Origin of the sequence: Pseudarthrobacter scleromae (assembly GCF_014644515.1) — a bacterium.
Taxonomy (GTDB): domain Bacteria; phylum Actinomycetota; class Actinomycetes; order Actinomycetales; family Micrococcaceae; genus Arthrobacter; species Arthrobacter scleromae.
Map to the genome: position 1 here is coordinate 12,835 of NZ_BMKV01000011.1, position 24,223 is coordinate 37,057.

Annotated in this window: 24 protein-coding genes; 16 read left to right on the forward strand and 8 right to left on the reverse strand. The window is 66.9% G+C overall.

The window, feature by feature from the left end:
* Positions 1-59: 59 nt before the first annotated feature.
* The 4 genes from IEX33_RS18945 to IEX33_RS18960 form a co-directional block, all read right to left on the reverse strand.
* Complete coding sequence (locus IEX33_RS18945) at positions 60-1,187, reverse strand: sulfite oxidase (RefSeq protein ID WP_188732429.1); 1,128 nt, start codon at positions 1,185-1,187, stop codon at positions 60-62.
* 91 nt (positions 1,188-1,278) lie between these two features.
* Complete coding sequence (locus IEX33_RS18950) at positions 1,279-2,148, reverse strand: SDR family oxidoreductase (protein ID WP_229675458.1); 870 nt, start codon at positions 2,146-2,148, stop codon at positions 1,279-1,281.
* Between the two features lie 8 nt (positions 2,149-2,156).
* Complete coding sequence (locus IEX33_RS18955) at positions 2,157-3,161, reverse strand: aldo/keto reductase family protein (RefSeq protein ID WP_188732430.1); 1,005 nt, start codon at positions 3,159-3,161, stop codon at positions 2,157-2,159.
* A 27-nt stretch (positions 3,162-3,188) separates the two neighbouring features.
* Positions 3,189-3,974: a hypothetical protein gene (locus IEX33_RS18960; RefSeq protein ID WP_188732431.1), complete on the reverse strand. Its 786-nt coding sequence runs from the start codon at positions 3,972-3,974 to the stop codon at positions 3,189-3,191.
* Between the two features lie 164 nt (positions 3,975-4,138).
* Between IEX33_RS18960 and IEX33_RS18965 the strand changes: the two genes are divergently transcribed.
* Positions 4,139-4,537: a YchJ family protein gene (locus tag IEX33_RS18965; protein WP_188732432.1), complete on the forward strand. Its 399-nt coding sequence runs from the start codon at positions 4,139-4,141 to the stop codon at positions 4,535-4,537.
* Here the strand turns inward: IEX33_RS18965 and IEX33_RS18970 are convergent, their stop codons facing one another.
* The 3 genes from IEX33_RS18970 to IEX33_RS18980 form a co-directional block, all read right to left on the reverse strand.
* Positions 4,538-5,374 carry a TIGR04086 family membrane protein gene (locus IEX33_RS18970; protein WP_188732433.1) on the reverse strand — a complete coding sequence of 279 codons (837 nt, stop codon included), beginning with the start codon at positions 5,372-5,374 and terminating at the stop codon, positions 4,538-4,540.
* A gap of 64 nt (positions 5,375-5,438) precedes the next feature.
* The gene (locus IEX33_RS18975) at positions 5,439-7,481 is read right to left on the reverse strand and encodes an acyl-CoA dehydrogenase family protein (RefSeq protein WP_229675459.1); all 2,043 of its coding nucleotides are present in this window, start codon (positions 7,479-7,481) and stop codon (positions 5,439-5,441) included.
* Between the two features lie 61 nt (positions 7,482-7,542).
* Entirely contained in the window at positions 7,543-7,845 is a 303-nt protein-coding gene (locus IEX33_RS18980) for a hypothetical protein (RefSeq protein WP_104189940.1), read from the reverse strand.
* 240 nt (positions 7,846-8,085) lie between these two features.
* Here IEX33_RS18980 and IEX33_RS18985 point away from each other — a divergent pair, with 240 nt between their 5' ends.
* The 10 genes from IEX33_RS18985 (at position 8,086) to IEX33_RS19030 (ending at position 21,058) form a co-directional block, all read left to right on the forward strand.
* Positions 8,086-9,543 (forward strand): DUF3375 family protein, encoded by a 1,458-nt coding sequence (locus tag IEX33_RS18985; RefSeq protein WP_188732434.1) that lies wholly within the window; start codon positions 8,086-8,088, stop codon positions 9,541-9,543.
* Positions 9,536-10,294, forward strand: a complete 759-nt coding sequence (locus IEX33_RS18990; RefSeq protein WP_188732435.1) for a DUF4194 domain-containing protein — start codon at positions 9,536-9,538, stop codon at positions 10,292-10,294. The genes IEX33_RS18985 and IEX33_RS18990 overlap by 8 nt, the downstream gene beginning before the upstream one ends.
* Positions 10,291-13,794 (forward strand): ATP-binding protein, encoded by a 3,504-nt coding sequence (locus IEX33_RS18995; protein WP_188732436.1) that lies wholly within the window; start codon positions 10,291-10,293, stop codon positions 13,792-13,794. Before IEX33_RS18990 ends, IEX33_RS18995 begins: the two co-directional genes overlap by 4 nt.
* A gap of 187 nt (positions 13,795-13,981) precedes the next feature.
* Positions 13,982-14,677: a hypothetical protein gene (locus IEX33_RS19000; protein WP_188732437.1), complete on the forward strand. Its 696-nt coding sequence runs from the start codon at positions 13,982-13,984 to the stop codon at positions 14,675-14,677.
* Between the two features lie 213 nt (positions 14,678-14,890).
* Entirely contained in the window at positions 14,891-15,982 is a 1,092-nt protein-coding gene (locus IEX33_RS19005) for an iron-siderophore ABC transporter substrate-binding protein (RefSeq protein ID WP_188732438.1), read from the forward strand.
* A gap of 10 nt (positions 15,983-15,992) precedes the next feature.
* Entirely contained in the window at positions 15,993-17,081 is a 1,089-nt protein-coding gene (locus IEX33_RS19010; protein ID WP_188732439.1) for a FecCD family ABC transporter permease, read from the forward strand.
* 65 nt (positions 17,082-17,146) lie between these two features.
* Positions 17,147-18,193, forward strand: a complete 1,047-nt coding sequence (locus tag IEX33_RS19015) for a FecCD family ABC transporter permease (protein ID WP_377090104.1) — start codon at positions 17,147-17,149, stop codon at positions 18,191-18,193.
* Between the two features lies 1 nt (position 18,194).
* On the forward strand, positions 18,195-19,010 hold the full coding sequence (locus IEX33_RS19020) for an ABC transporter ATP-binding protein (RefSeq protein WP_229675460.1): 816 nt from the start codon (positions 18,195-18,197) through the stop codon (positions 19,008-19,010).
* Complete coding sequence (locus tag IEX33_RS19025; protein WP_188732441.1) at positions 19,007-20,047, forward strand: siderophore-interacting protein; 1,041 nt, start codon at positions 19,007-19,009, stop codon at positions 20,045-20,047. The genes IEX33_RS19020 and IEX33_RS19025 overlap by 4 nt, the downstream gene beginning before the upstream one ends.
* A gap of 165 nt (positions 20,048-20,212) precedes the next feature.
* Entirely contained in the window at positions 20,213-21,058 is an 846-nt protein-coding gene (locus tag IEX33_RS19030) for an SGNH/GDSL hydrolase family protein (protein WP_188732442.1), read from the forward strand.
* Positions 21,059-21,085: 27 nt separating this feature from the next.
* Here the strand turns inward: IEX33_RS19030 and IEX33_RS19035 are convergent, their stop codons facing one another.
* Positions 21,086-21,373 (reverse strand): YciI family protein, encoded by a 288-nt coding sequence (locus IEX33_RS19035; protein ID WP_188732443.1) that lies wholly within the window; start codon positions 21,371-21,373, stop codon positions 21,086-21,088.
* A 71-nt stretch (positions 21,374-21,444) separates the two neighbouring features.
* Between IEX33_RS19035 and IEX33_RS19040 the strand changes: the two genes are divergently transcribed.
* From IEX33_RS19040 to rpsN, 5 genes are all read left to right on the forward strand, one after another.
* Positions 21,445-21,924 carry a MarR family winged helix-turn-helix transcriptional regulator gene (locus tag IEX33_RS19040; RefSeq protein ID WP_188732444.1) on the forward strand — a complete coding sequence of 160 codons (480 nt, stop codon included), beginning with the start codon at positions 21,445-21,447 and terminating at the stop codon, positions 21,922-21,924.
* Positions 21,925-21,976: 52 nt separating this feature from the next.
* Positions 21,977-22,738, forward strand: a complete 762-nt coding sequence (locus IEX33_RS19045; RefSeq protein WP_188732445.1) for an SGNH/GDSL hydrolase family protein — start codon at positions 21,977-21,979, stop codon at positions 22,736-22,738.
* 253 nt (positions 22,739-22,991) lie between these two features.
* On the forward strand, positions 22,992-23,228 hold the full coding sequence (gene rpmB, locus IEX33_RS19050; protein ID WP_013602738.1) for a 50S ribosomal protein L28: 237 nt from the start codon (positions 22,992-22,994) through the stop codon (positions 23,226-23,228).
* Positions 23,228-23,395, forward strand: coding sequence for a 50S ribosomal protein L33 (gene rpmG / locus IEX33_RS19055; protein WP_013602737.1), 168 nt, complete (start codon positions 23,228-23,230; stop codon positions 23,393-23,395). Before rpmB ends, rpmG begins: the two co-directional genes overlap by 1 nt.
* 2 nt (positions 23,396-23,397) lie before the next feature.
* Entirely contained in the window at positions 23,398-23,703 is a 306-nt protein-coding gene (gene rpsN / locus IEX33_RS19060; RefSeq protein ID WP_009358853.1) for a 30S ribosomal protein S14, read from the forward strand.
* Positions 23,704-24,223: the final 520 nt, after the last annotated feature.

The window sequence follows — 24,223 nt, forward strand, 5'->3', positions numbered from 1 at the left end:
CGGCCCGCTTTCCCGGCGCCGGACCTGTTGGCGGCTCCAGCACCAGCCGGGCCGCCCGGCTACCCAACCGTTACGCTGATGCGCTGCACCACGTTGTTGCCCATCCCCTGGTAGTTCCAGTTCTGCTCCAGGGGCTGGGTGGCACCGGTTGAGTCCGTGGCACGGCAGGACAGCACGTGCTCGCCCGCGTCCGCCACCCACGGCATGGTCCACTTCCGCCACGCGTATCCGCCCGCAGGCTTGTCGAGCTGGGCCGGCAGCCACACGCCGTCGACGCCCACCTCCACCGACGTGACGGCACCCCCGCCGGACCACGCCCTGCCCTGCAGCAGCACCGGCCCGGGTTTCAGCATCCGGTTGCGGGTAAGGAAGTCCGGGATGCCCGGCGGAACCATCAGCGAACGCACCCTGATCCGCGAAACCGGCGTACCGGCGTCGTCCGCTGATTCCTGGTAGTGGTAGGCGACCTCCTGCTGGAAGCCTTTGAACGGGGTGGTCACCACTTCGATGGATTGCAGCCATTTCACGCTGGCCATGCCGTACCAGCCGGGTACCACCAGCCGCAGCGGGTAGCCGTGCTGGGGCGGCAGTTCGCTGCCGTTCATCGCGTAGGCAAGGACGACGTCGGGACGCAGCGCCTCATGGATCGGCAGGCTGCGTGCGTAGCGGTGGGGGACGCCGCCCTGGACGCCCTCGTCCACCCCGGTGAACACCACTTCGACGGCGTGCGGGTGGACGCCCGCCTTTCCCAGGAGGTAGGCCAGGGGTACGCCTGTCCAGTGCGCGGTGCCCACGCCTTCCAGGAGCCACGGCTGGCTGACCGGCCGCGGCTCCAGGAGCGACCGTCCGTTCCCGGCGCACTCCAGGGTGACGGGCACGGTGATGACGGGGTCCCTGCGCAGCGCGGCCATGGTCAGCTCCATGGCCATGTCCACCGCACCGTTGATCCGCAAGTGCCAGGAGGACTCGTCAATGTCCGGGATGTCGAAGTGGGTCAGGACGTAGTGCAGCCCCGGTGGGGTGATGTCCCGGCGGAGGGCCTCCAGCGGCATGGAGTGGTTGCGGGCCCCCAGCTGGAGTTCCTCCCGGGTGATCGGGCCGGTGGTGGGCCCGGCCGTGTGTCCAGCGGGGCTTTCCGCCGCTGCGGCTGGGCCCGCGGACTGCTGGTGCGTGAAGATCTGTTTCATGGTGGTGCCACTCCTGCCGGCCGGCTCGAACGTCCCCTGCCCACAGGTCTACGCCCGCCCTGCCGGCACGTCAACGCCCCTCCCGGGGGAGTCAGAGGACAGGCCTGGCCAGGAACTCGCGCAGGCTGATGGGGTCCTCGCCGGTGAGCCCGTGGACATCCGGTGAAATCCCCGCCATGTCCCCCGCCGCGATGGCGGTATACGTACTTACCCACGCGTCCACCTGCCAGGGAGGTGCGCCGTAGGAGGCCCGCGAAGCGTAGGCCTCCTCCACCGTCTCCGGCTGGTAGGTGACGGTGCGGCCCGTGCTCTCCGTGATGATGTCCGCGGCCTGGGCCAGGGTAAGTTCCTCGGGGCCCGTCAGGTTGTAGGTGGCGCCCTTGTGGATGGCGGGGTCGCGCAGGACGGCCACCGCACAGCGGGCGACGTCCTCGCGGGCCACCCCCGAGAAGGCGCCCTTGCCGGCAGGTCCGCGGATCACGCCGTCCTCCCCGGCCAGGAGCGGCAGGAAGTCCAGGTAGACGTTGTCCCGCAGGAACGTGAAGTCCATGCCGGACGCCCGGATGTGCTCCTCCGTGGCGTAATGGTCCCGGGCCAGGGTAAAGGTGGCATCGGGCGCCGCGCCGTAGAAGGACGTGTACACCACATGCTGCACCCCGGCGCCTGCCGCGGCGTCGATGAAGGCGGTGTGCTGCTGCACGCGGTCCTCCGTTTCTGCGGCGGACACCATAAACAGGATTTTCACGCCGTCCAGGGCTTGACGGGCCGCCGCGGAGTCCATGTAGCTGCACACGGCGGTCGTGGCACCGTCCAACTCGGGTGCGCGGGCAGGATCCCGGACCAGCAGCCGCTGGGCGGAACCCAGCGCGGCCAGTTCCCGAGCCACCATCCCGCCCAGTCCGCCGGTGGACCCGGTGACGCCGAGGCCAGGGAAGTCAGGCAGTTCCGCTGCGGACGTCACAGGCCGTCCTAGGCTTCCCGCGCAGCGGGGGACTTGGTCTGGGCGGGGTCCCGCTCAGCCAGCGATCCGATGGCGTCGTCGATCTTCTTCAGGATCTCCGGTTCAAGCTTCACGCCTGCCGCCGCCACACTGTCCGCGATCTGCTCCGGCCGCGAGGCGCCGACGATGGCCGAGGCAACGTTCGGGTTCTGCAGCACCCACGCCACGGCCAGCTGCGGCATGGACAGGCCGGCTTCCTCGGCGATGGGCTTGAGGTCCTGCACGCCGGCCAGGACGTCGTCGCGCATCCAGCGCTCGATCATCTTCGCGCCACCCTTGCCATCCGTGGCGCGGCTGCCTTCAGGTGCAGGCTGGCCGGGCAGGTACTTGCCGCTGAGCACGCCCTGCGCCATGGGGGACCAGACAATCTGGGACACGCCCAGCTCCTCCGACGCCGGCACGACCTCGGCCTCGATAACCCGCCACAGCATGGAGTACTGGGGCTGGTTGGAGATCAGCTGGAAACCTAGCTCCCTGGACAGCTTGTGCCCCTCCCGGAGCTGGTCTGCGGTCCACTCGCTGACACCGATGTACAGGGCCTTGCCTTGCCGGACGATGTCCGCAAACGCCTGCATGGTCTCTTCCAGCGGCGTCTCGAAGTCGTAGCGGTGGGCCTGGTAGAGGTCCACGTAGTCCGTCTGCAGCCTGCGCAGCGAGCCGTTGATGGATTCCATGATGTGTTTGCGGGACAGGCCAAGATCGTTCTTGCCCTTGGGGCCGGTGGGTCCATAGACCTTGGTGAAGATTTCCAGGGATTCACGCCGTTCGTTCTTCAGCGCTGCACCCAGGACCGTTTCCGCTGCCGTATTGGCGTAGACGTCAGCTGTATCGAACGTGCTGATGCCGGCGTCGAGCGCTGCCCGCACGCACTGGGTGGCGACGTCGTTCTCCACCTGCGATCCGTGCGTCAGCCAGTTGCCGAACGTGATTTCCGAGACTTTGAATCCGCTGTTTCCGAGGTATCTGAATTCCATGGGTTTCACGCTAACCCAGATGGTTGCTCAGGGTAAGGGCTGTCTGCCCTTCGAAGCAGACCCTTTGGAACCGGTTTCCCTGGCTGCCTCCGCTGCGGCCCTGCTGATCTGCGCCGGGCCGGACAGGGACACCAGCGATCCGGTGTCCAGCGGCGCCAGGACGTGGGGGACCTGTGGCTTCTTGAATGACCGGGGCAGCTCCCGCGAGGGGCGGCTGTTATCCAGTGCGGACTCCACCAGCGGGGCCACTTCCGCAACTTCTTCTGCCGGTACCTGGGGATCGGGCAAATCCCGCACTGAAAGCTTGATGTCCGGCGCAGCCGCGCGTGCCTTGGCCTTTGCCCGGGCGTCCGCGTCCGCAACGGCGTTGGCCCAGTCCTCCGCGAGGGCCGGCGGTTCGCGGCGGGCGGCGGTCAGCGCGGGGTGGTGTTCGACGGCGGTGCGCAGCGTCGTTTTCAGGTGTGTGGGCTGCAGCGCCGCGCGCCAGTCACGGGGAGTCTTCCCGGCCCGCTTGCGGAAGGCGCGTGCAAGCAGCCCGGCGCGTGCCGGGCCTGCTGCGGACGCCGCGCCAGCGCCGTCGTCGGACGCCTGCTGCTGGCTCCCGGCAGGTCCGGTGAAGCGCACCAGGGGAAGGGATTCTTTTCGCGAGCGCCGGCCGAACAAGGCCATCAGCACCGCGGCCGCCAGGCGGCCAAGCCCCGCCAGGACCAGGGTGATGACCCCCAGCAGAAAGAGGACAAGGAACATCAGGAATGCAACGCCCACGGTGCCCAGGAACGTCAGGTTGAGGATGAGCGTATCCGGATTCTCCACGTCATCTCTCCTCTCTGCCGGCAGCAGGGCCCACCCGGGCCCATCACCGCCAAAGCGCCCGCTCCCTCTCCACCTTACGGATTTTTGGGGTGCAGTGCCGCCGGACGCAGGGGCGCGCCCCGGGTTGTAGCAAAGCTGTTACCGCGTGTGACAGCATCTTTTGCATGACGGTATCCATGGACCAGGAAAACTGCCGGTGCCTGTCCGGGGAGCAATACGGGCAGTGCTGCGGACGCTTCCACCGGGGTGCGGCGGATGCTGCCACCGCAGAGCAACTCATGCGCTCCCGCTACAGTGCCTTCGCACTGCTGGACGCGGACTACCTGATGCGCACCTGGCACCCCCGTACAGTGCCTGCGGAGCTGGAGCTGGATCCGGGGATGGAGTGGCGGCGCTTGGACATCCTCTCCACATCTGGCGGAGGACCGCTGGATACCGAGGGCATCGTGGAGTTCACAGCGCACTACCGGTACGGCAGCAGCCGCGGGGTCCTCCACGAGACCAGCCGGTTCGTGCGGGAAAACCGCCGCTGGTTCTACGTGGACGGAGACGTCCACGCCTGACTACTCGTCGTCGTAGGCACTGTCCGGCGTGAAGCCGGCCCGGTCAACTTTGCGGTGGAACCGCATGCCTGCGAGTCCGCCGAGGACGGCGCCAATGAGGGCAACCGCAGCCACCACAACGGCGGCGATGATGCTGGTGGTGGTCAGCTGCCCTTCGTTGATGGGGATCCGCGGGAAGCTGTTGAGGTTGGCCAGCACGTTGAACTGCTGCCCTGCCACCAGGCCCAGGATGGACACAAGGATCGCCACGATCAGCGCCCAGATCCACACCATGAGGCCCTGTTTGGCGCCATTGAAGCGCGCCATCCTGCCTGCCACGTACCCGCCGGAGTAGTAGGACAGGAACAGGATCACCAGGAGGACGATAATGCCCACCAGTCCCACCGTGCCCTGGTTCTGGGCTGCCTGGCTGACAGCTTCATTGACATCGGTGTTGGTGGCCAGGCCTACAGCCGTTCCCGCCGCCGCTACAAAGGCGGTGAGCAGGACGGCCATGCCGGTGGCAGTCAGCCAGCCGAAGAACGCGGACCCTACCTTGATGCCGCCGAACTGTTCCTTTTCCCGGGCCACGGCGGTCTGCCGGTCGGTCAGGTTGGGATCAACAGCCGGCGCGGAAGCTGTGGGAACGTACTCCCGCTCGGCGGAGGCACCGGCCCGCCCTGTGCGGTCCGGCACCCGGTCATATGTGGAGGTCGGCGTGGCATCGCTTGCCGGCACCTGCGGGTAGGAGCGGGTGGGCTCGCCGCCAACGGCATCGTCGCGGCGGTTCCCGGTTCGGTCAACATCCTCGCGGGCACGCCTCGGGGGCAGGTTCTCTGGGTCTGTTGAGCTACTCATGGCTCCACTCAAGCATCACCCACCAGTGATAGCAAGGATGCTTACTATTTCGTGACCTGTGGCGTCACCGGTATTTACGGTGCAGGTTTTCCCGCCGGGAGGCCCCGGGGGAGGCGTCAGCGATCCACGGACCGGTCCCTTCGGACTGGTCCAGGACGCCTTCCTCCAGCCAGGCGTAGTCCCCGGCGAGGACCTTCCGCGTGAGGGAGTGGTCCGCGTCGTCCGTGTTCCGCCACAGCTGGTCAAAGTACTCGTCCACACGCACCCTGGCCTGCTCGCAGTATGCTTCCGCGAGCTCATAAGCACTGGCGGCCTTTTCGGGTGCGGTGTGCAGCAGCATCTCTGCCCGGGCGCAGCAGGCGGTCATGGCGAACAGCTCGGCGCCGATGTCCACCACCCTGCCCAGGAACGCCTGCTTCCGTTCGAGTTTCGCCTGCCAGCGGCCCATCCCGTAGAACGTCTGGCGCGCCAGGCGCCGTGACGAACGCTCCACGAAGCGCAGCTGCTTGGCCAGCCGCCCGAACTCACTGTAGGAGCGCGGGTCCATGCCGGCACCGGCCACCAGCTTGGGAAGCCACCGGGCGTAGAAGCCGGAAGCCCCGACGGCGGCCCTCGCCTTGTCGGACAGGCTCGCGTCCAGCGACGCAAGGTCGCCCGCGGCGGCCAGGTGCGCATCCACCGCCTCCCGGGCGATCAGCAGCCGCATGATTTCCGACGAGCCCTCGAAGATCCGGTTGATCCTCAGGTCCCTCAGCTGCTGCTCCGCCGGAACGGCGCGCTCGCCGCGTGCCGCCAGCGATTCCGCGGTCTCAAAGCCGCGGCCGCCCCGGATCTGGACCAGTTCATCGGCAATCCGGCAGCTGATCTCCGTGGCCCAGAGCTTGGCCAGGGCGGCCTCGATCCGGACGTCCTTCTGGCCGGCGTCGGCGAGTTCGGCGGAGAGCTCAAAAACCGCGTCCAGGGCGAAGGCGGAGGCGGCGATGAACGCGATTTTCTTGCCCACGGCCTCGTGCTCGCCCACCGGCCTGCCCCACTGGGTCCGGGCGTTGGACCATTCCCGGGCGATCTTCAGGCTCCAGCGGCCCGACGCCACGCACAGCGCCGGAATGGAGAGCCGGCCGGTGTTCAGGGTGGTAAGCGCAATCTTCAGTCCCTGCCCCTCGCGGCCCAGCCGGTTGGCGGCCGGCACCCGGACCTGGTGGAACCGGGTCACGCCGTTTTCGATGCCCCGCAGGCCCATGAACGCATTCCGGTTTTCCACCGTGATGCCCGGCGAGTCCATTTCCACCACGAAGGCGCTGATGCCGCCCTTGTGGCGGGTGCCGTCAGCATCCGTGTGCGCCGGAACCACGGCCATCACCACCACCAGTTCCGCAATCACCCCGTTGGTGGTCCACAGCTTGACGCCGTCCAGAAGGTACGCTTCGCCGTCGTCCGTGGGCGTTGCAGTGCTGCCCAGCCGGGCGGGGTCGCTGCCCACGTCAGGTTCCGTCAGCAGGAAGGCGGTGATGGCACCGGCGGCGCATCGTGGCAGGTACTCGCGCTTTTGTTCCGGGGTGCCAAATACCTTCACCGGTTCGGGCACCCCGATTGACTGGTGTGCCGAGAGGAGTGCGCCGAGGCTCGGGTGCACGCTGCCCAGCAGCGCCAGTGCGCGGCCGTAGTACACCAGGGACAGGCCCAGGCCCCCATATTCCCGGGGGATCTTCATCCCGAAAACACCCAGGTCCGCCAGGCCCCGAATGTAGTCGTCGGGGATCCTGTCCTCACGCTCGATCACCCGCCCGTCCAAGGTGCCGGCGAACTCCAGCAACCGGGCCATGAACGCTTCGCCCCGTTCCACGGAGGCCGGGTCCGGGGTGGGCCAGGGGTGGACCAGGCTGAGGTCGAAGCTGCCCAGGTAGAGGCCTTTGGCGAAGCTGGGCCGCTCCCAGCCGGATTCCCGCGCGGCCTCGGCCACGGCGCGGGCCTCATCAGCCGTGACGCCGGCGCCGATCTTGCCGGCGGGTACGGGGGTTTCCTCTGCGGGGGAGTCTGTTGCCGGACCTGTGGAGGTGGGGAGGCCGGTGGCAGGGCTTGTTGCGGGGCTGTCAGTGGCGGAGCTCATGGGTCATCTCCTTGGCCGGATTGGCCGGTGTAGCCATGGATCCGCCGGGTTGGAGAACCCTTCAGCTGTCCCTCAAGATTACCCGCGGGTAGGTTCCGGTGCTAGGGGATGCCTGGGCCTGGAAATCGCCTGCAACGTCCACCGTGGCAGCGTGGTGCACCAGCCTGTCCCACCCTGCATTGATCCCGTGGACCACGGCCAGGAGCGTTTTGGACGCCAGCGTCCAGCTCAACTTTCCGGCCCCCAGAAGGACCAGTGCCACCAGTCCCGAGACCAGGACGAAAGCGGCCAGGATAAACCCGAATACGAGCGTGCCCACGAACACCAAAGTGGCGTTGTCCACTGCTGTCAGATCGAACGGCATGAGTCCCCCTGCTGCGACGTTGCATGTGTTAAGAGTTGGTTGAGACCAGTAGCACGAGCGTAGGGGGAGCCTCCCTTTCCAGCCAGAGCCACAGCCGCCCGGAAGCCCTGTTGATATGGGATCGAAACACTACCGCCAAGTAGGTCACGGAGTGGTCGCGGCGCCTGCGTTAACCTTGTAGTTGGCGGTTTTCCGATCCAGGCCGCCGCCCAGCCCCCGCAAACAGTCCAAGGAGAGTGCGTGCCCCGCTCCGCCAGGTCATCCGCTGATGCCATCAGCGCCCGGCTTCGGGACCTCGAACTCCTCACTAAAGGACCTGCCTGGGCGCTGACGCGCTCGGCCCCCTGGGTGATCGCGGTACTGCAGGCATCCTTTACCCGCACCCGGCCGCAGCTGCCGCTGGAGGAATTCCATGCCGACGTCGACTCCTTCCTTGAGGAGCTCCGCCGCCAGGACCCCGGGCTGGGTGGAGGGGCGAACGGGAAGTCCTTTGGCGACGAATGGACGCGCCGCCAGTTCCTGACGCGGCGCAACCAGTCCGGCCAGATCGTCTACGAGGTGACGGAACCCGCGGCACGCGTGCTGGCGTTCCTGGACAGCCTCTCCAGCGAACGGTCCACGCTCAACGGGTCCCGCCTGGGCACGCTGCTGGGGGACGTCGAAAAGCTTGCCAACGAGACCAACCCGGACCAGAGCGCCCGGCTGGAGTCCCTGGAAGAGGAGATCGAAGAACGCCAGCAGCTGATCCAGGACATCAGCAGCGGCGAGTTCGACGGACTGCTGGATGACGACGAGGCGGTGGAGGCCGCGGGAAACATTCTGGACCTGGCGGCGAGCCTGCCCGCCGACTACAAGAAGATGCGTGACCGGATCGAGGAACTGGTGGGCGAACTGCGCAACCAGATCATCGAGGAGTCGCTGACCAAGGGCGCCACCATGGCCCAGGTGCTGGAGGCGGACAAACGCCTCCGGCAAAGTCCGGAGGGCAGGACGTTCCGGTCCTTCACCGCCTTCCTCGAGGATCCGCAGCAGCAACTGCGGTTTAGGTCCGCCATCGGGGAGGTCCTGGGCCGGCAGTTCGCCGACGACCTGTCGCCGGAGGACCGGGAAACCCTGAAGAACCTGGTGGCGGAACTGCGCCAGCAGCACAGCCAGATCCAGCGGATCTACGGCAAGCTCAGCGAAAGCCTCAATACCTACGTCCAGAGTGACGACTTCCGCCAGTCCGTCCGGCTCCGCCAGGTCCTGCGGGAGGCCGAGCAGGCCATCAGGTCCCTTCCGTATGAGCGGGAACGCCCTGGCCTGGTCCCCGGTCCGGTCCTGTTCAACGCGGGGTTCGAATCGCTGTCCATGGTGAAGCTCTTCGATCCCGACGAGTTCGCCGCCCCGCCCAAACTGGCCGATCCCATCGCCTTCAGCGACTCCGACCGGGTGCGCTCGCCGAGGACCGGCAAGGCGAAGCCGGAAGTGGTGCGGGCCGCCCTGGCCGGCGCCTCCACCCTTTCCGAGGCGTGGCAGCAGCTGCCGCCCGGAGAACAGCACATCAACACCATCCGCGCGCTCCTCTCGCACGCCCTCCACGCCGGCGCTGGCTTCGACAAGCAGGGCCTTGAGGCACTGGACTACGAACAGATAGACGGCACCACGCGCAGGGCCTACCTTCCGCTGGTCACGCTTCCAAAGGATCCTGATGACTGAAGAGACAACCACGACGACGGCGGAGCGGCCTTTCGCCGTCACGCCCCGCGACACGTTCGTTGACGGCGCCGCGCTCTTCCCGGGCGATACCGGAGTGCTGTCCATGAAGGTGCGGCAGGCGCTGGTGAAGCTCCTCAAGGGCCCCTATGTGGACGGTGGCCGGGACGAAAAGCTCTGGACTGTCCTGCTGGACAACCAGGTGATCCTGCGGAGCCGGCTGTCCGAGCTGTTCCTCACCATGGAGCTGGACCATGAGCGCAAGATCGCCGTCCTGCGCCCGGTGGACCCCGACGCCATCGGCGGCAGCACCCGCTCCAGCATCCTGCGGCAGCAGCGCGCCCTCAGCCGGGTGGAGACCATCGTGCTGCTCCGCCTGCGCCTGCTGCTGGACCGCCACGTCACCGCGCAGACCGACCCCACCATCACCCGCGAGGAAATCGCCGACCTGGTGGCGCACTACCAGCCCGCCGGCCAGCAGGACGCCCTGCGGGACTCGGACGTGGTGAACAGGGCCATCACCAAGCTCCTGGCCCGCCAGCTCCTCCTCCCCACAGGACTGGACGACGTCTACACCATCTCCAACGCCCTGCCCCTGGCCCTCCCGTTCGAGAACATCGGCGACATCCCCGCCCAGATAGAGGCCCTGGTGGCAGCAACCACAGACCCCGCGGGCACGGAGGCGCTCCTGGAGTTCGACAACGGAGCAGCCGCGTCCCCGGAGAGCGACACGGACACGGAGGACGCCCAGTGAGCATCGCTTCCATGCTCCCGATGGGTGAGCTGACAAACCCCGGCCAGATGCGCCTTGCCCTGGTGCAGGTGGTCAACTGGGGCACGTTCCACGGAGCCCACACGATGCACGTGGACCGCAACGGCACGCTGCTGACGGGCAATTCGGGCGTGGGCAAGTCCACGCTGTTCGATGCCATGCTGCGGGTCTTCGATGCCCGGCCCAGGTCCAACGAGGCCGCTGCCCAGCGTTCGGGCGGAGCCGTTGAGGACAAGCGGACCACCTTCACCTACATGCGGGGCAAGGTGGGGGACAAGGCTGTGGGTGAGGGCTCGGCGAGTGCCTTCCAGCGGCCGGGCGCCACATGGTCCGCCGTCGCCCTGACGTTCGATAACGCGGCCGGCACGCGGGTGACCGTCTCGGCACTGTTCGATCTCCCCAAGAACGGCACGGAGTCGAGCGTCGGACGTTTCTACGTCATCGACCACGACCCGCTGGACCTGGAAGCCCTCGAAGGCATCGCGGACAAGCGGTTCACCAAGGCTGCGCTGGAGACGATCTTTCCCGATGCGCAGGTTTTCGACGTCCACAAGGCCTTCGCCGAGCGGTTCCGCCGGCTGCTGGGCATCAACTCGGACCAGGCCCTTCCGCTCCTGCGCGTCATCCAGGCCGGCAAGGGCCTGGGCGGCAGCGTCAACACGTTCTTCCGCGACCAGGTCCTGGACGCCCCGGCCACCCTCGCGGCGGCGGACGACGTGGTGGAGGAATTCAGCAACCTGATGTCCATCCGGCAGCGGCTGGAGGACGTCCGGCAGCAGCGGGACCAGCTGGCCCCGGTTCCCGGGCTGAACCGGGAGTATGCCCAGGCGCTGCTGGACGCCAACAGGCTGCGGGACCTCGCCGGCGAGGAGTTCGAGGCCTACAAGCAGAAGCTGGCCGTCACGGTCCACCAGGGATTGCTTGAGCGCTTCAAGGGATTGGCCCAGGCAAAGGCCAGGGAGCTGGGTGCTGAGCGGACTGTCCGGGACGGCCTGGCCAAGGACCTGCGCCAGCTGGAAGCGGATTACAACAACCAGGGCGGCAACGCCATCTCCGCGATCGAGCAGTCCCTGGAAAACGCCCGTGTTGGGCTGAAGCTCCGCCAGCAGGTGGAGGAGACGGCGCGCCAGGCGCTGGCCGACGCCGGCCTGCAGCTTGACTGGACCGAGGACGGCTGGGAGCAGGCGCACGAGCAGGCGGCAGCAAGGTCCGCGGAGCTCAACAGTGACTCCCGGGCCCTCCAGGAACTCCGCTTCGAGGCCTTCGACGCGCACGCAACCAAGAAGCGCGAACTGGCCGCGGCTGAGCAGGAACTCGTGTCCCTGAAGACGCGCAAGTCGCTGCTGCCGCCGTCGAGCATTGAAAACCGGGCTGCGATTGCCGCCGCAACCGGCATCCCGGAGGACCGGATGCCGTTCGCCGGTGAACTGATGGACCTCGCCGAGGAGCAGGAGAAGTGGCGCCCGGCCGCCGAGCGGGCGCTCCGCAACCTGGCCACCACGCTGCTGGTGCCGGGCGAGCACTTCGCGGCAGTCACCCGGTACCTCAACGGTCACGCCGTGCGCGGCGCGCTGCGGGCCGTGGACGTGTCCAAGCCACTGTCCGGCGGCGCGCTGGCGCTTGAGGACGTGCGCGACGGCGACCTGCTGACCAAGCTGGACATCCTCACCACGGGCGTCGCGGCCGAGGCAGGCTCCTGGATCCGTGAGCGCATCGCACTGGACTTCGCCTACCCCTGCGTAGAGGACCCGGACGAGCTGGCCTCACTGGACCGCGGCCTCAGCCTGGGCGGCGTGGTGAAGCGCAACCGCCACACCGTGGAAAAGGACGACCGTTTCACCAGCCGGCAGGATTACGTCCTCGGGTTCGACAACGCCGCCAAGCTGGAACTTGTTGCCGGGCAGGCGGAGGACCTGCGGCAGGAAGTGGCCAAGGCGGCAGAGCTGGCGCAGAGCCGGGAAGACTCGCACCAGGGCATGGCCCGGCAGCTTGAGGCCCTGCGCCGCATCGCTGAGGACCACCGTTCCTGGGACCAGGTGTCGGCGGCGGTCGCGGCCGAGGAGCTCGCCCGGCTCGAGCAGCGGCTGAAGGATGCCCTGGCGGCACAGGCGGACCTGGAACCGCTGCGCGCCAGCATCGAGGACGTGCGGCAGAAACACCAGTCCAGTACCGAGGCCGCTGCCGTGCTGCAGAGCGAGTACAAGGCACTGGACCGGCAGCTGACCGCTGCGGATTCCCTGCTGGAAGGTGCCCGCCAGCGCCTGGCCCAGGCGCCGCCGTCGGACGCCACCGTCACTGCCCTGGATCCATACTTTGCCGATTTCGGCGATGTGACGGAGATGCACGAGCTGGACAACCTTTCCAACCGGGTGCGCACCGCCCTGCTGGCGGAACTGCACACGGCCGAGTCCCGCGGGCAGGCCACCGCCGAGCGGCTTACACGCATCTTCGAGGCGTTCGTGCGTGACTGGGGGAGCGCCATCTCGGCAGACCACGGCACCACGATCGGTGCTGCCGGCGAGTTTGAGACGCGCTACCACGCGATTGTGAGCGACGGCCTCCCCGCCCAGGAAGCGGAGTTCCGCCAGTTCTTCAACCAGCGCACGCACGAGTCCTTCAGCACGCTCCTGCACCTGCTGGATGAGGAGCGGCGCTCCATCACCAGCCGCATCCTGCCGCTCAACGGCATCCTGTCGCAGGTCAACTTCCACGAGGGGAGCTTCCTTGAACTGGACATCAAGCAGACGCTGCCTCCCACAGCCAAGCAGTTCAAGGACGCGATCCAGAACGCCCTGAAGGCCCGGCATACCCGCCCGGCCAAATCCGAAGCGTCCAGGAAAGTCACCACAGGCCTGGAAACAGGCGTGGAAGTAGGCGGGGAAAGGGATGACGACGCCGAGCTCACCGCCCGCTACAAGTCTCTGGAGACGCTGGTGAAGCGGCTGGGCTCGCAGGCGCCGGAGGACCGGCGGTGGAGGGCCGAGGTGCTGGACGTGCGCGGGCACCTGTTCATCCAGTGCAAGGAGCACCGCGAAGTTGCCCAGCCGGCGTCCGGCAAGAAGGGTGGAGCGAAGAAGTCCGAGGTGTTCATGCACGCGGATACCGGATCCATGTCCGGCGGGGAGCGCCAGCGGTTCACGGCCTTCATTATGGCTGCCGCGCTGAGCTACCAGCTGGGCATCGCGGAGCAGGGCTTCACCACGTACGGCACCGTGATGATGGACGAGGCCTTTGTGCTTGCTTCCGAGGAGTTCGCGGGCGCCGGGATCAAGGCGCTGCACGAATTCGGGTTCCAGCTGCTGCTGGCCGCCCCCGAGAACGTCATTGACCTCTCCCGGCACCTTGGTTCCGTCACGGAAATCCTCCGGGACAAGCGCACCAACCGCTCGGGAGTGCTCACAGCACCGGTCATCACACCGCGGCCGGGCGAAGAGGGGGCATGGCGGTCGGAAGCGAACCCGGTGGACATTGTCCTGCGCTGACGCCCTGACCAGGCCTATATAACAAATTGATGGATTTATTGCGGAAGCTCTGGTGACGGGTAATTCTGCTGTGCCACTCTGGGCTTTACCACCTCATCCGCCTGAGTAAATCCCATAGGTACTGCGGAATGCTGGGTTCCGCCCTGTTCCCCAAGAGAACGATGGCGTCCTCTTGAAAGGCCCTCCCATGCGCCCGCCGCAACGCACCGCCCTCCTTTCCACCGCCCTCTTCTCCGCGCCAATCGCCGGCGCGGTACTGTTCCTCTCGGCCTGCGCGGCAGGCGGTCCGGCGGGGAGCGGGAGCACCCCCGAAAGCCCTGCCGTTCAGGCACCCACGGCGAGCCAGCCGCCGTCGTCCGCCCCCGCCTCCACCGCTCCCGCCGCCGCCCCGGCAACCTTCACCTTCCCGGACGGCCGGCTCTCGTTCCAGCACCCGGCCGACTGGCGGGTGGAGCTCTTCGAAGCATCCGCCTCGCCGTTTGTGGGGACTGCGTCGGTGTACGATCCCGCCGGCCAGCTGCGGGTCAGCGTCTACACCGGAGAAATCGCCGACGTCGTGGCCAGCGCCGCCGACCGGACCGTACTCGAGACGGACCCGGTACCGGGACTGGTGGGGAAGTCCGTCCCAACGCCCCATTCATCGTTCTTCGTGGACCGCAGTGGCGGCGCTGCCAATTATCGGATGGGGCTCACTGCAGGACTGCCCGTCTCGCCGGACGGGAAGGTGCAGGACGGGCTCATCATGCTCGGCGAGCGCATCCTGTCTGCAGACGTGGTGCTCACCGCTACGCCGTTCGCCAATGATGAGGAGGCGAAAGCCTGGTACTGGGGTGCTGAAGGCCGAACCCTGAAAGCTCTGCTGATGAGCTTCTCCTACCGCTGACCACGACCCTCTCTCACTTAATGCGGCATTTCCCCAAACGCTCTCTCACCGGCGATAGAGCGTTTGGGGATTTCCTGCATTAAGTGCGAGAGGGTCGGCGGGGGCAGGGCTGTGTCCTTCGTCACGAAAGGGAATAAGGCATGGAAACGTTGCGTAATCAACTGGAGGGTAGGCTAGCCTTACTTAAGTTCGCTTCATGACTTAAGGAGTTCCGTGACTTCCCCCCTCTTCCCCGGGCCGAGCGCCACGCGCCGCACGCTGTTCAAATCAGCCGGCAAGGCCACGGCCGTCCTGGCCGCCGCGGCACTTACCCTGTCCGCCTGCTCCACAGGACCAGCGTCCTCCTCCGCCGACACCAGCGCCTCCAGCTCCAGCAGCTCGCAGTTCCCCGTCACCATCGAGCATGTCTACGGCGAAACCATCATCGAGGAGCAGCCCACGCGGGTGGCCACTGTCTCCTGGGTCAATGACGACGTCGCCATTGCCCTCGGTGTTGTGCCGGTGGGCGTGCCCAAGAACGAATGGGGCGGCAACGAGCAGGGCTCCACCCCGTGGAAGGACGCAGCGCTGGAGGAACTCGGCGCCGGATTCGGCTCGGACAAAGCCCCGGTGCAGTACTCCGAGGCGGACGGCATCAACTTCACCGAGATCGCCAAGCTCACCCCGGACGTCATCCTTGCCGCGTACTCGGGCCTCACCGAGGAGGACTACAAGAAGCTCACCGAAATCGCGCCGGTGGTGGCCCACCCTGAACTGGCCTATGGGACCTCCTGGCAGGACTCCACCTCCATCATTGGCAAGGCCCTCGGCAAGGAGGCCGAAGCCGCCAAGCTGGTCTCCGACACCGAGGCCACCATCAAGGAAAAGGTTGCCGAGTACCCGCAGATCACCGGCAAGAGCTTCATCTACGGCAATCTGGAGCCGGCATCGGCTGAGGGCGTCAACGTCTACACCGCCAATGACAACCGTCCCCGCTTCCTCTCCGAAATTGGCATGGAGCTGGCGCCCGTGGTGGAGGAAAATTCCAAGGGCTCCAAGGAATTCTTCATCCCCTGGTCCGCTGAAAAGGCCAACGAGCTCGAGTCCGATATTTTCGTGACCTGGGTTCCGGACGCCGCCACCACCGATTCCATCAAATCGGACCCCCTGCTGGGCCAGATCCCCGCCATCAAGAACGGCGCGCTGGTTGCCGACTCGGACAACACCCTGACCCTGTCCATCTCCGCGTCCTCCCCGCTGAGCCTGCCGTGGTCGCTGGACACATTCCTGCCGCAGCTTGCCAGTGCCGCGGATGCGGTGAAGTAGGCACAGTTCCATGACGGGGAGTACGACGACGGCGGCGCGCCGTGAGCCCGCTCCCGGCACTTTGGTGCCGGGAGCGGCACCTGCCGGAACCCGCGGCCGCGCGTTCGGGGGGCCGCGCGCCGCCTGGCTGCTGGCCGCCGTCGTCGTACTTGCCCTGCTTGCCGGGGCCTCCCTCGCTATCGGTGCGCGTGGCCTTCCCCTGGCCACCGTTTGGCAGGCGCTCACCGCGTTTGATCCCGCCAACGGCGACCATGCCGTGGTACACGCCCGCATCCCCCGCACCGTCCTTGGCCTGCTGGCGGGCGGCGCGCTGGGCCTCGCCGGCGCAGCAATGCAGGGCGTGGCCCGCAACCCGCTGGCCGACCCCGGCATCATGGGCGTCAACGCCGGTGCGGCCCTCGCCGTGGTGACCGGCATCTACGTCTTCGGCGTCGGCTCGCTCTCCGGCTACATCTGGTTCGCCTTCGTGGGGGCCGCTGCCGCCGCCGTCGTGGTGTACCTCATTGCCTCGCTCGGCAGGGACGGGGCCACCCCGGTGAAGCTCGCCCTGGCGGGCGCCGCTTTGAACGCGGGCCTCTACTCCCTGATGAACGTCATCCTGGTCTCCAGCCAGGACACCCTGGACCGCTTCCGCTTCTGGCAGGTGGGCGGAATCGCCGGGCGCGACTGGTCCGTGGTGCTTTCCGGACTGCCCTTCCTGGCCGCCGGTGCCCTCATTGTGCTTCTGACCGGCCGCGTCCTCAACAGCCTGGCCTTGGGCGACGACATCGCCCGGGGCCTGGGCCAGCGGGTAGGCCTGTCCCGCGCCGTCACCGCGCTCGGCATTGTGCTGCTGTGCGGATCCGCCACCGCGCTTGCCGGGCCCATCGCCTTCGTGGGCCTGGTCATCCCCCACGCCGTCCGTTTCCTCACCGGCCCGGACTACCGCTGGATCCTGCCCTTCTCCCTGGTCCTGGCCCCGGCACTCCTCCTCGGCGCGGACATCATCGGCCGCGTGGTGCTCCTGCCCGGCGAAGTCCCGGCCGGCATCATGACCGCCCTCGTCGGAGCACCCGTCTTCGTCTGGCTGATCCGCCGCGGCAAGGGGGCCGGACTGTGACCATCACCACATCCCGCGTCGAGCTGTCGCCGGGAGGTCCCAAAACAGGGTCCGGGGGGCCACACCTGACAGGCCAACGCCGCAAACGATTGCTGCTGAACCGGACCGCACTCCTGGCCGCCGTCGTCGTGGTCCTGTTCGCCGTGTCCGTCCTGCTGGGCAGCTACACGGTGACCATCCCGGACTTCTTCAGGATCCTCATCGCCCACCTGACCGGCGGTGAAAAGATCCCCGGCGCCAGCTTCATCGTGATGGAGAACAAGCTGCCGCGGGCCGTCATCGGCACCATGATCGGGGTCGCGTTCGGTTTGGCGGGCGCCCTGTTCCAGACCATGCTCCGCAACCCGCTGGCCAGTCCCGACGTCATCGGCATCAGCTACGGGGCCAGCGCTGCGGCGGTGACTGCCATCGTGGTCTTCGGCGCATCCGGGGCAGCGGTTTCCGGCGCGGCCCTGGGCGGTGCGCTGGGCGTGGCAGCCATCATTTACGCCATTTCCAGCGGCGGCACCCTGCGCGGAAGCGGCCGGGGCGATGCTGCCGGGAACCGGCTCATCCTGGCCGGTGTGGGCATCGCCGCAGCACTGCACGCAGTGGTCAACTTCCTGATGACCCGCGCGGACATCCGCACCGCGGCGGACGCCCTGGTCTGGCTCAACGGTTCCCTGAACTCCGCCAGCTGGGACCGCGCGGGCGTCCTTGCCCTGGCCCTCGCCGTCCTGCTCCCCGCCGTGGTTGCCATCGCAGGACCGCTGCGCATCCTGGAGCTCGGCCCCGACGCCGCCGCCGGACTGGGGATCAGGGTAGGTGCCACCCGGCTGGCACTGGTGATCACCGCCGTCGCGCTGGCAGCGGTGGCGACGGCGGCAGCCGGGCCGGTCTCGTTCGTCGCCTTCCTGGCCGGTCCCATCGCCCGGCGCTTCACCGGTAAAGCCAGCCTCCCGGCGTCGGCCCTTGTGGGCGCCGTGATTGTCCTGGCGGCCGACTACGTGGCCGCCAACGTGGCCCCCCTGCTGCTGGACGGCACCGTTCTGCCGGTGGGCGTTATCACCGGTGCGCTCGGTGCCCCGTTCCTGCTGTGGCTCCTGGTCACGGCCAACCGAAAGGATGCCTGAGGTGGCAGTACTCAACGCCAAGGACCTGACACTGAAGTACGACCAGCGCTGCGTGGTGGACGGCCTCAGCGCCGAGATTCCGGAGGGGAAGGTGACCATGATCGTGGGCGCCAACGCCTGCGGGAAGTCCACGCTCCTCCGCGGGCTGTCCCGGCTCCTCAAGCCGGCGGCCGGTGCCGTAACCCTGGACGGCAAGGACATCCACTCCCTTCCGGCGCGTGAACTGGCCCGTACCCTGGGCCTCCTTCCACAGCACCCCACTGCCCCGGACGGCATCACGGTCAGGGACCTGGTGGGCCGCGGCCGCTACCCCCACCAGGGCTTCTTCCGCAGCTGGAGCGAACGGGACGAAACCGCCGTGCAGCGCGCGCTCGAAGCGACCGAGACCCTTGCCCTCGCCGAACGGAACGTCGACGAACTTTCCGGCGGGCAGCGGCAGCGCGTCTGGATCGCCATGGCCCTTGCGCAGGAGACCGACGTTCTCCTCCTGGACGAACCCACCACCTACCTGGACCTCGCGCACCAGGTGGAGGTCCTGGACCTCGTGACGGACCTGAACCGCCAGCGCGGCACCACCGTGGCCATCGTCCTGCATGACCTGAACCTGGCCGCCCGGTACGCGGACACTGTGATCGCCATGAAGGGCGGCGCCGTGGTGGCAGTCGGGTCCCCGCTTGAAGTGGTCACGGAAGGGCTGGTCCGCAGCGTTTTCGGCCTCGAATCGCGCGTCATCCCGGACCCCGTCTCCGGCACCCCCCTGATCATTCCCATCGGCCGCCACCACGTCCCCGCCAACGAACTGGAGCTCGTTTCATGAAAACCCGCGACATCGCCTCCACGGAGCCCATGACCCTGGCGTTCGAAGTCACCGTCACCTCAGTCCAGGAGCTCAGCCCCAATTTCCGCAGGATCACGTTCGGCGGATACTCGCTGCGGGATTTCGGCGTCCACGGCGACACCCTGGACCTCCGGATCAAGCTCATGATCCCGTCCCTCGCGTCGGACGGCACCCACCTGCCCCTCCCGGTGTTCGAAATGAGCCAGGCCGGCTGGTACCGGGAATGGCTGGCCATGGATCCTGCCGTGCGCGGTTCCATGCGTACCTACACCGTCCGCCAGGCCCGCCTGGATTCGGTGTACCCGGAGATCGACGTGGACTTCGTGATGCACTTTGACGACGCTGGCAACGGCGGGCCGGCCGCGAACTGGGCCCTCAACGCCCGGCCCGGTGACGCAATCACCATCATCGGCCCCAACAACAGGGCTGCCCACTGCGTCACGGCCGAAACCTACTCAGGCATCGAATGGCGGCCCGGGCTGGCGCAGCGCATCCTGCTGGCCGGTGACGAGACATCCGTCCCCGCCATCTCCGCCATCCTGGAAAGCCTGCCGGAGTACATGACCGGGCACGCGTTCCTGGAGGTCCCTGAAGCCGGTGACTTCAGGGAATTGACTTCACCCGCCGGCGTCGACATCACCTGGCTGGCGCGCGGGGCGTCCATCGGGCGGTCCCGGCCGCACGGAGAGCTGCTCCAGGCGGCCGTGCGCAAGGCCGTGCCCGTGCCCGGCTGGGTGGGCATCAAAGCGGCCGACGGCGGCGCCGGCCCCGAGCCGGAGGACGTCAACGTGGACGTGGACATCCTCTGGGAGACGCCGGCGCGGATGGAGACTTCCGAGATCCAGGCCACCAAGAACCCGGGCATGCCGGCCGGCGCCATGCCTTTCTACGCCTGGATCGCCGGCGAAGCCGCCGTCATCAAGGACATGCGCCGGTACCTTGTCCGGGACGTCGGGATCGACCGGAAGCAGGTGGCGTTCATGGGGTACTGGCGGCAGGGCAAGGCCGAAGGGTAGCCCCGGCTCGTTGCTGGCTAGGCCGCAACCGGCAACGCTCCATCAGATCCTGCCGGTTTTTCGGGGACGCTCTCGCACTCGATGCGGGTCTTTTGCGGACGCTCTTGCACTTCCTGTTCACCCCGGCGTCGTTCTTCCTTCTTCTGTGGTCGTTAGCCTTGGCTGGTGACTGCTCAACCTTTGCTCCCTGACTCCGGGAGGCGGGTGTTTGTCGCCCTGGGGGACTCTTTCACGGAGGGGGTCGGGGACCGGGACGAGCGGTTGCCCAATGGTGTCCGTGGGTGGGCAGACCGGGTGGCGGAGAAGCTGGCCAAGGCCCAGCCCGGGTGGCGCTATGCGAACCTTGCCATCCGCAGCAAGCGGCTCCGGCATATCGTCAACGAGCAACTGGAGCCGGCGCTGCGAATGCGGCCCTCGCTGGTCACGCTGTATGCAGGCGGAAACGACATCCTGGACGTGAAAACGGACATGGCCGCGCTCATGGATGACTACGAAAAGCTCGTGGCCGCACTGGCGGAAACGGGGGCAACGGTGGTGCTTTTCACGGGGTTTGACGTCAAGGTGTCCGCACTGCTGGAGCCTCTCAGGAAACGCAACACCTACTACAACCAGCACGTCCGGGCCATCGCCGGGAAGTACGGGGCGGTGCTGGTGGACTACTGGTGCCTGGATGCGTTCCATGACCGGCGGATGTGGGACTCCGACAGGCTCCACATGTCCAAGGCAGGGCACAAGTACCTGGCGGGGCAAGTGCTGGACCAGTTGGGGGTGCCGCACAAGATCCGGCCCAAGGACTGGGAACCGCCGGCCCGGCACAGCCTGCGGGAATGGGAGCGGCAGCAGCGGCGCTGGATCCGCGACTGGGTCCTGCCGCTCTTCGGCCGCAAGCTGCGCGGCGTCACCCTGGGGGATGAGCTGGGCCCGCGCTGGCCGGAGCCGGTCAGAGTGCCGCGGAAGGGCGGACTGAAAAAGCTGGCAACGGATGTTCCCTCCACTACCTTCAGGCCCTAGAAGAGAAAGCCTAAACCGCCAGGACGCTCAGCTGTCCAGCAGGATCTCGTAACCCGGGGCCACCCTGGCCGCGTGGAACTCCATGACCTCGAAGTCCGCCACGCCATTCGTATAGAACGGATCCTGCTCCAGGCAGGCATCAAGGACAGCGCGGTCCGCCTGCGAGAGCAGCAGGCCCCCGGTCCTGGGCACCTTGCGGCCGGCCGCAATGAAAACGCCGTCGTCGAAAGCCTTCTGCAGCCAGGCGATGTGGCCGGCGTTATGGAAGTCCACGATGTCCTGCGGAACCCGGTAGCTCAGGGAGACAACATACATGGCCCCAGCCTACCGGCCGCCGCGGGGCCTAGTTGAAGAATCAACCACGCTGCTCTCGTAGAATGAGGGTCATGACCGAACCGCGCTGGCTCAACGCCGACGAACGCCGTGCCTGGCTGGCCCTGGTAAGCATTAACACCCTGCTGCCGGCAGCACTGGACACCAAACTCCACGCCGCGGGAAAGCTCTCGCTCTTCGACTACACCGTCCTGGCGATGCTCTCCGAGGCGGAAGACCGGTTCCTGCCCATGAGCGAGCTCGCCGCCCGCAGCAGCGCGTCCCTTTCCCGGCTGTCGCACGTGGTGACCAAACTGCAGAAGCGCGGCTGGGTGGAGCGGCGGCCGCATCCCCATGATGCCCGCGTCACCACCGCCCATCTGACCGAGGAAGGGATGGCCACCATCGTGGGGCTCGCGCCCGGGCACGTCGAGGACGTTCGTGACCTGTTCCTGGATGCCCTCACTGAGCAGGACGTCCTGGACCTGGCGAGGATCGGCGAAAAGGTGGTTGGCCGGCTGGACACGGACCACTGGATCCTCCGGGAAAACTAGGCCACCCGTCAGCTGGTTGGTTGCTCCCGGCAACGGGTGGCAAACTAACCGGATGGACTTTACTTCCCGGTTTGTCGCCCTCGGAGACTCCTTTACGGAAGGCGTGGGCGACGACGATCCCGCCCGCCCCAACGGTGTCCGCGGCTGGGCGGACCGCGTGGCCGAGCAGCTGGGCGCCGCTGACCCTGGCTTCGGATACGCCAACCTCGCCATCCGCGGCAGGAAACTCCGCCACATCCTGGCTGAGCAGGTGGACGCCGCCGTCGAACTTAACCCCACCCTGGTGACCATCTACGCGGGCGCCAATGACATCCTCCGCCCCAGGATCGATATTGACGACCTCCTGGTGGAGTACGACGACGCCATCGCCAAACTGCGCGCCACCGGTGCCACCGTGGTCATGTTCACGGGTTTCGACGCCCGCGGCTCGAAGGTGTTCAGCACCATGCGGGGACGTACAGCCATCTACAACGAACTGGTCCGGGGCATTGCGGGAGACCACGGCGCGCTCCTGGTGGACTACTGGCGCTTCAGCGAGTACTACGACTGGGGCATGTGGGCGCAGGACCGGATGCACATGTCCGCGGCAGGCCACGCCAATATGGCCAGGCGCGTGCTGGACGTCCTGGAACACGACCACTCGATCGACATCCCGCCCATGACCCCCGTGCCCGAACTCAGTGGGGTGGACGCCCTCCGCGCAAACGCCCGCTGGTTCCGCGAATATGCCGGTCCCTGGGTTGTCCGGAGGGTGACCGGTAAGTCCTCCGGCGACGGCTTGAAGCCGAAGTACCCCGAGCTCACTCGCCTCTAGCCACGGGCCTGCTTATACACCCTCCGGTGCCGGATTGGTCTTTAATTGCGTGAACTCGTAGACTTGGTAGGCGCTAAGTGCGCGGAGCGTGCGCAATTGCTCCGGTTGCCCGGTAATTTCTCCAGGGTGGCCGGTAGTTAGGGGCTCAAGTTGCGTGACTAACCGTTGCCCTTCTTCATTTTTGGGTCGCCCTTAGCAGCATGGTCCAGCAGCAGATATGCGGATCATTACTTTCAATTCTTGAGGAGAAGTCATGGCAGCACACTGCCAAGTGACCGGAGCCGAGCCGGGCTTTGGGCACAGCATTTCGCACTCGCACCGCCGCAACAAGCGCCGGTTCGATCCGAACATTCAGAAGAAGCGCTACTGGGTTCCGTCCCTGCGCCGTAACGTCACGCTGCAGGTCTCTGCACGTGGCATCAAGACCATCGACGTACGCGGCATCGACGTAGTCGTCGCCCAGATCCTGGCTCGTGGGGTGAAGCTCTAGTGGCTAAGGACAAGGACGTACGTCCGATCATCAAGCTCAAGTCGACTGCGGGCACGGGTTACACCTACGTAACCCGCAAGAACCGTCGTAACGATCCGGACCGCATGGTCCTGAAGAAGTACGACCCCAAGATCCGCCAGCACGTCGAATTCCGAGAGGAGCGCTAAACATGGCTAAGAAGTCCAAGATTGCTCGCAACGAGCAGCGCAAGGTCATCGTTGAGCGTTACGCTGCAAAGCGCCTCGAGCTGAAGAAGACCTTGGTTGACGAAAACGCAACCGACGAAGCACGCGAAGCAGCCCGCCTGGGCCTGCAGAAGCTGCCCCGCAACGCGTCCCCGATCCGTCTGCGTAACCGCGACATCATCGACGGCCGTCCCCGCGGCACCTTCCAGAAGTTCGGCATCTCACGTGTCCGTTTCCGCGACATGGCCCACAAGGGCGAACTTCCGGGCATCACCAAGTCTTCCTGGTAATCCAGCACCGCTGCTACCAGCTGCTTGAGAAGAGCCGGCAACCTTACGGTTGCCGGCTCTTCTGGGTTTAACGGACCTTTTGCAATGGCGCCGTTTGGGGTGGTTGCGCCTGGGTGCTCTTGCGATACCGGGGCTGGCGTTGGGACTGTGCTGCAGCACACAGAAAGGAAGTGCGACGGCGGATGGCCCTCCAGGGGTGCCAATGGGCCGTTTCGCCGCGGAATGGCGGGGATCGCGGCCTCCCGGCAGGGGGATTTGCGGTGGAGCAGGAGCAGGTGTATTGTTTTCTAAGTCGCCGCGAGGGAGACAGCGAAGAGCTGGTAACCACGGCGGCCAAACCCCCAAAAATCAACACCAATTCTGGTAGCGCTTTTGAGTGCTCCTGAAGAGGTTGGGAACCACTTCCCACCGATGAAAATCCTGAAACACGGATTTGCTTCGGAGTGGAGGATCGGGTAAGTTTGTGAAGTTGCTCCGGAGCGATCCACGGTGTTTTTGTGCTGGTGGTGGTGTCGGGTGT

What these genes read in the sequence shown, in the direction of transcription:
- IEX33_RS18945 (WP_188732429.1), bottom strand. Translation starts at nt 1,187, where the DNA reads ATGAAACAGATCTTCACGCACCAGCAGTCCGCGGGCCCAGCCGCAGCG.
- IEX33_RS18980 (WP_104189940.1), bottom strand. Translation starts at nt 7,845, where the DNA reads ATGCCGTTCGATCTGACAGCAGTGGACAACGCCACTTTGGTGTTCGTG.
- IEX33_RS19045 (WP_188732445.1), top strand. Translation starts at nt 21,977, where the DNA reads ATGGACTTTACTTCCCGGTTTGTCGCCCTCGGAGACTCCTTTACGGAA.
- IEX33_RS18990 (WP_188732435.1), top strand. Translation starts at nt 9,536, where the DNA reads ATGACTGAAGAGACAACCACGACGACGGCGGAGCGGCCTTTCGCCGTC.
- IEX33_RS19025 (WP_188732441.1), top strand. Translation starts at nt 19,007, where the DNA reads ATGAAAACCCGCGACATCGCCTCCACGGAGCCCATGACCCTGGCGTTC.
- IEX33_RS19035 (WP_188732443.1), bottom strand. Translation starts at nt 21,373, where the DNA reads ATGTATGTTGTCTCCCTGAGCTACCGGGTTCCGCAGGACATCGTGGAC.
- rpmB (WP_013602738.1), top strand. Translation starts at nt 22,992, where the DNA reads ATGGCAGCACACTGCCAAGTGACCGGAGCCGAGCCGGGCTTTGGGCAC.
- IEX33_RS19000 (WP_188732437.1), top strand. Translation starts at nt 13,982, where the DNA reads ATGCGCCCGCCGCAACGCACCGCCCTCCTTTCCACCGCCCTCTTCTCC.
- IEX33_RS18965 (WP_188732432.1), top strand. Translation starts at nt 4,139, where the DNA reads ATGACGGTATCCATGGACCAGGAAAACTGCCGGTGCCTGTCCGGGGAG.
- rpsN (WP_009358853.1), top strand. Translation starts at nt 23,398, where the DNA reads ATGGCTAAGAAGTCCAAGATTGCTCGCAACGAGCAGCGCAAGGTCATC.
- IEX33_RS19010 (WP_188732439.1), top strand. Translation starts at nt 15,993, where the DNA reads ATGACGGGGAGTACGACGACGGCGGCGCGCCGTGAGCCCGCTCCCGGC.
- IEX33_RS18970 (WP_188732433.1), bottom strand. Translation starts at nt 5,374, where the DNA reads ATGAGTAGCTCAACAGACCCAGAGAACCTGCCCCCGAGGCGTGCCCGC.
- IEX33_RS19040 (WP_188732444.1), top strand. Translation starts at nt 21,445, where the DNA reads ATGACCGAACCGCGCTGGCTCAACGCCGACGAACGCCGTGCCTGGCTG.
- IEX33_RS18975 (WP_229675459.1), bottom strand. Translation starts at nt 7,481, where the DNA reads ATGAGCTCCGCCACTGACAGCCCCGCAACAAGCCCTGCCACCGGCCTC.
- IEX33_RS18955 (WP_188732430.1), bottom strand. Translation starts at nt 3,161, where the DNA reads ATGGAATTCAGATACCTCGGAAACAGCGGATTCAAAGTCTCGGAAATC.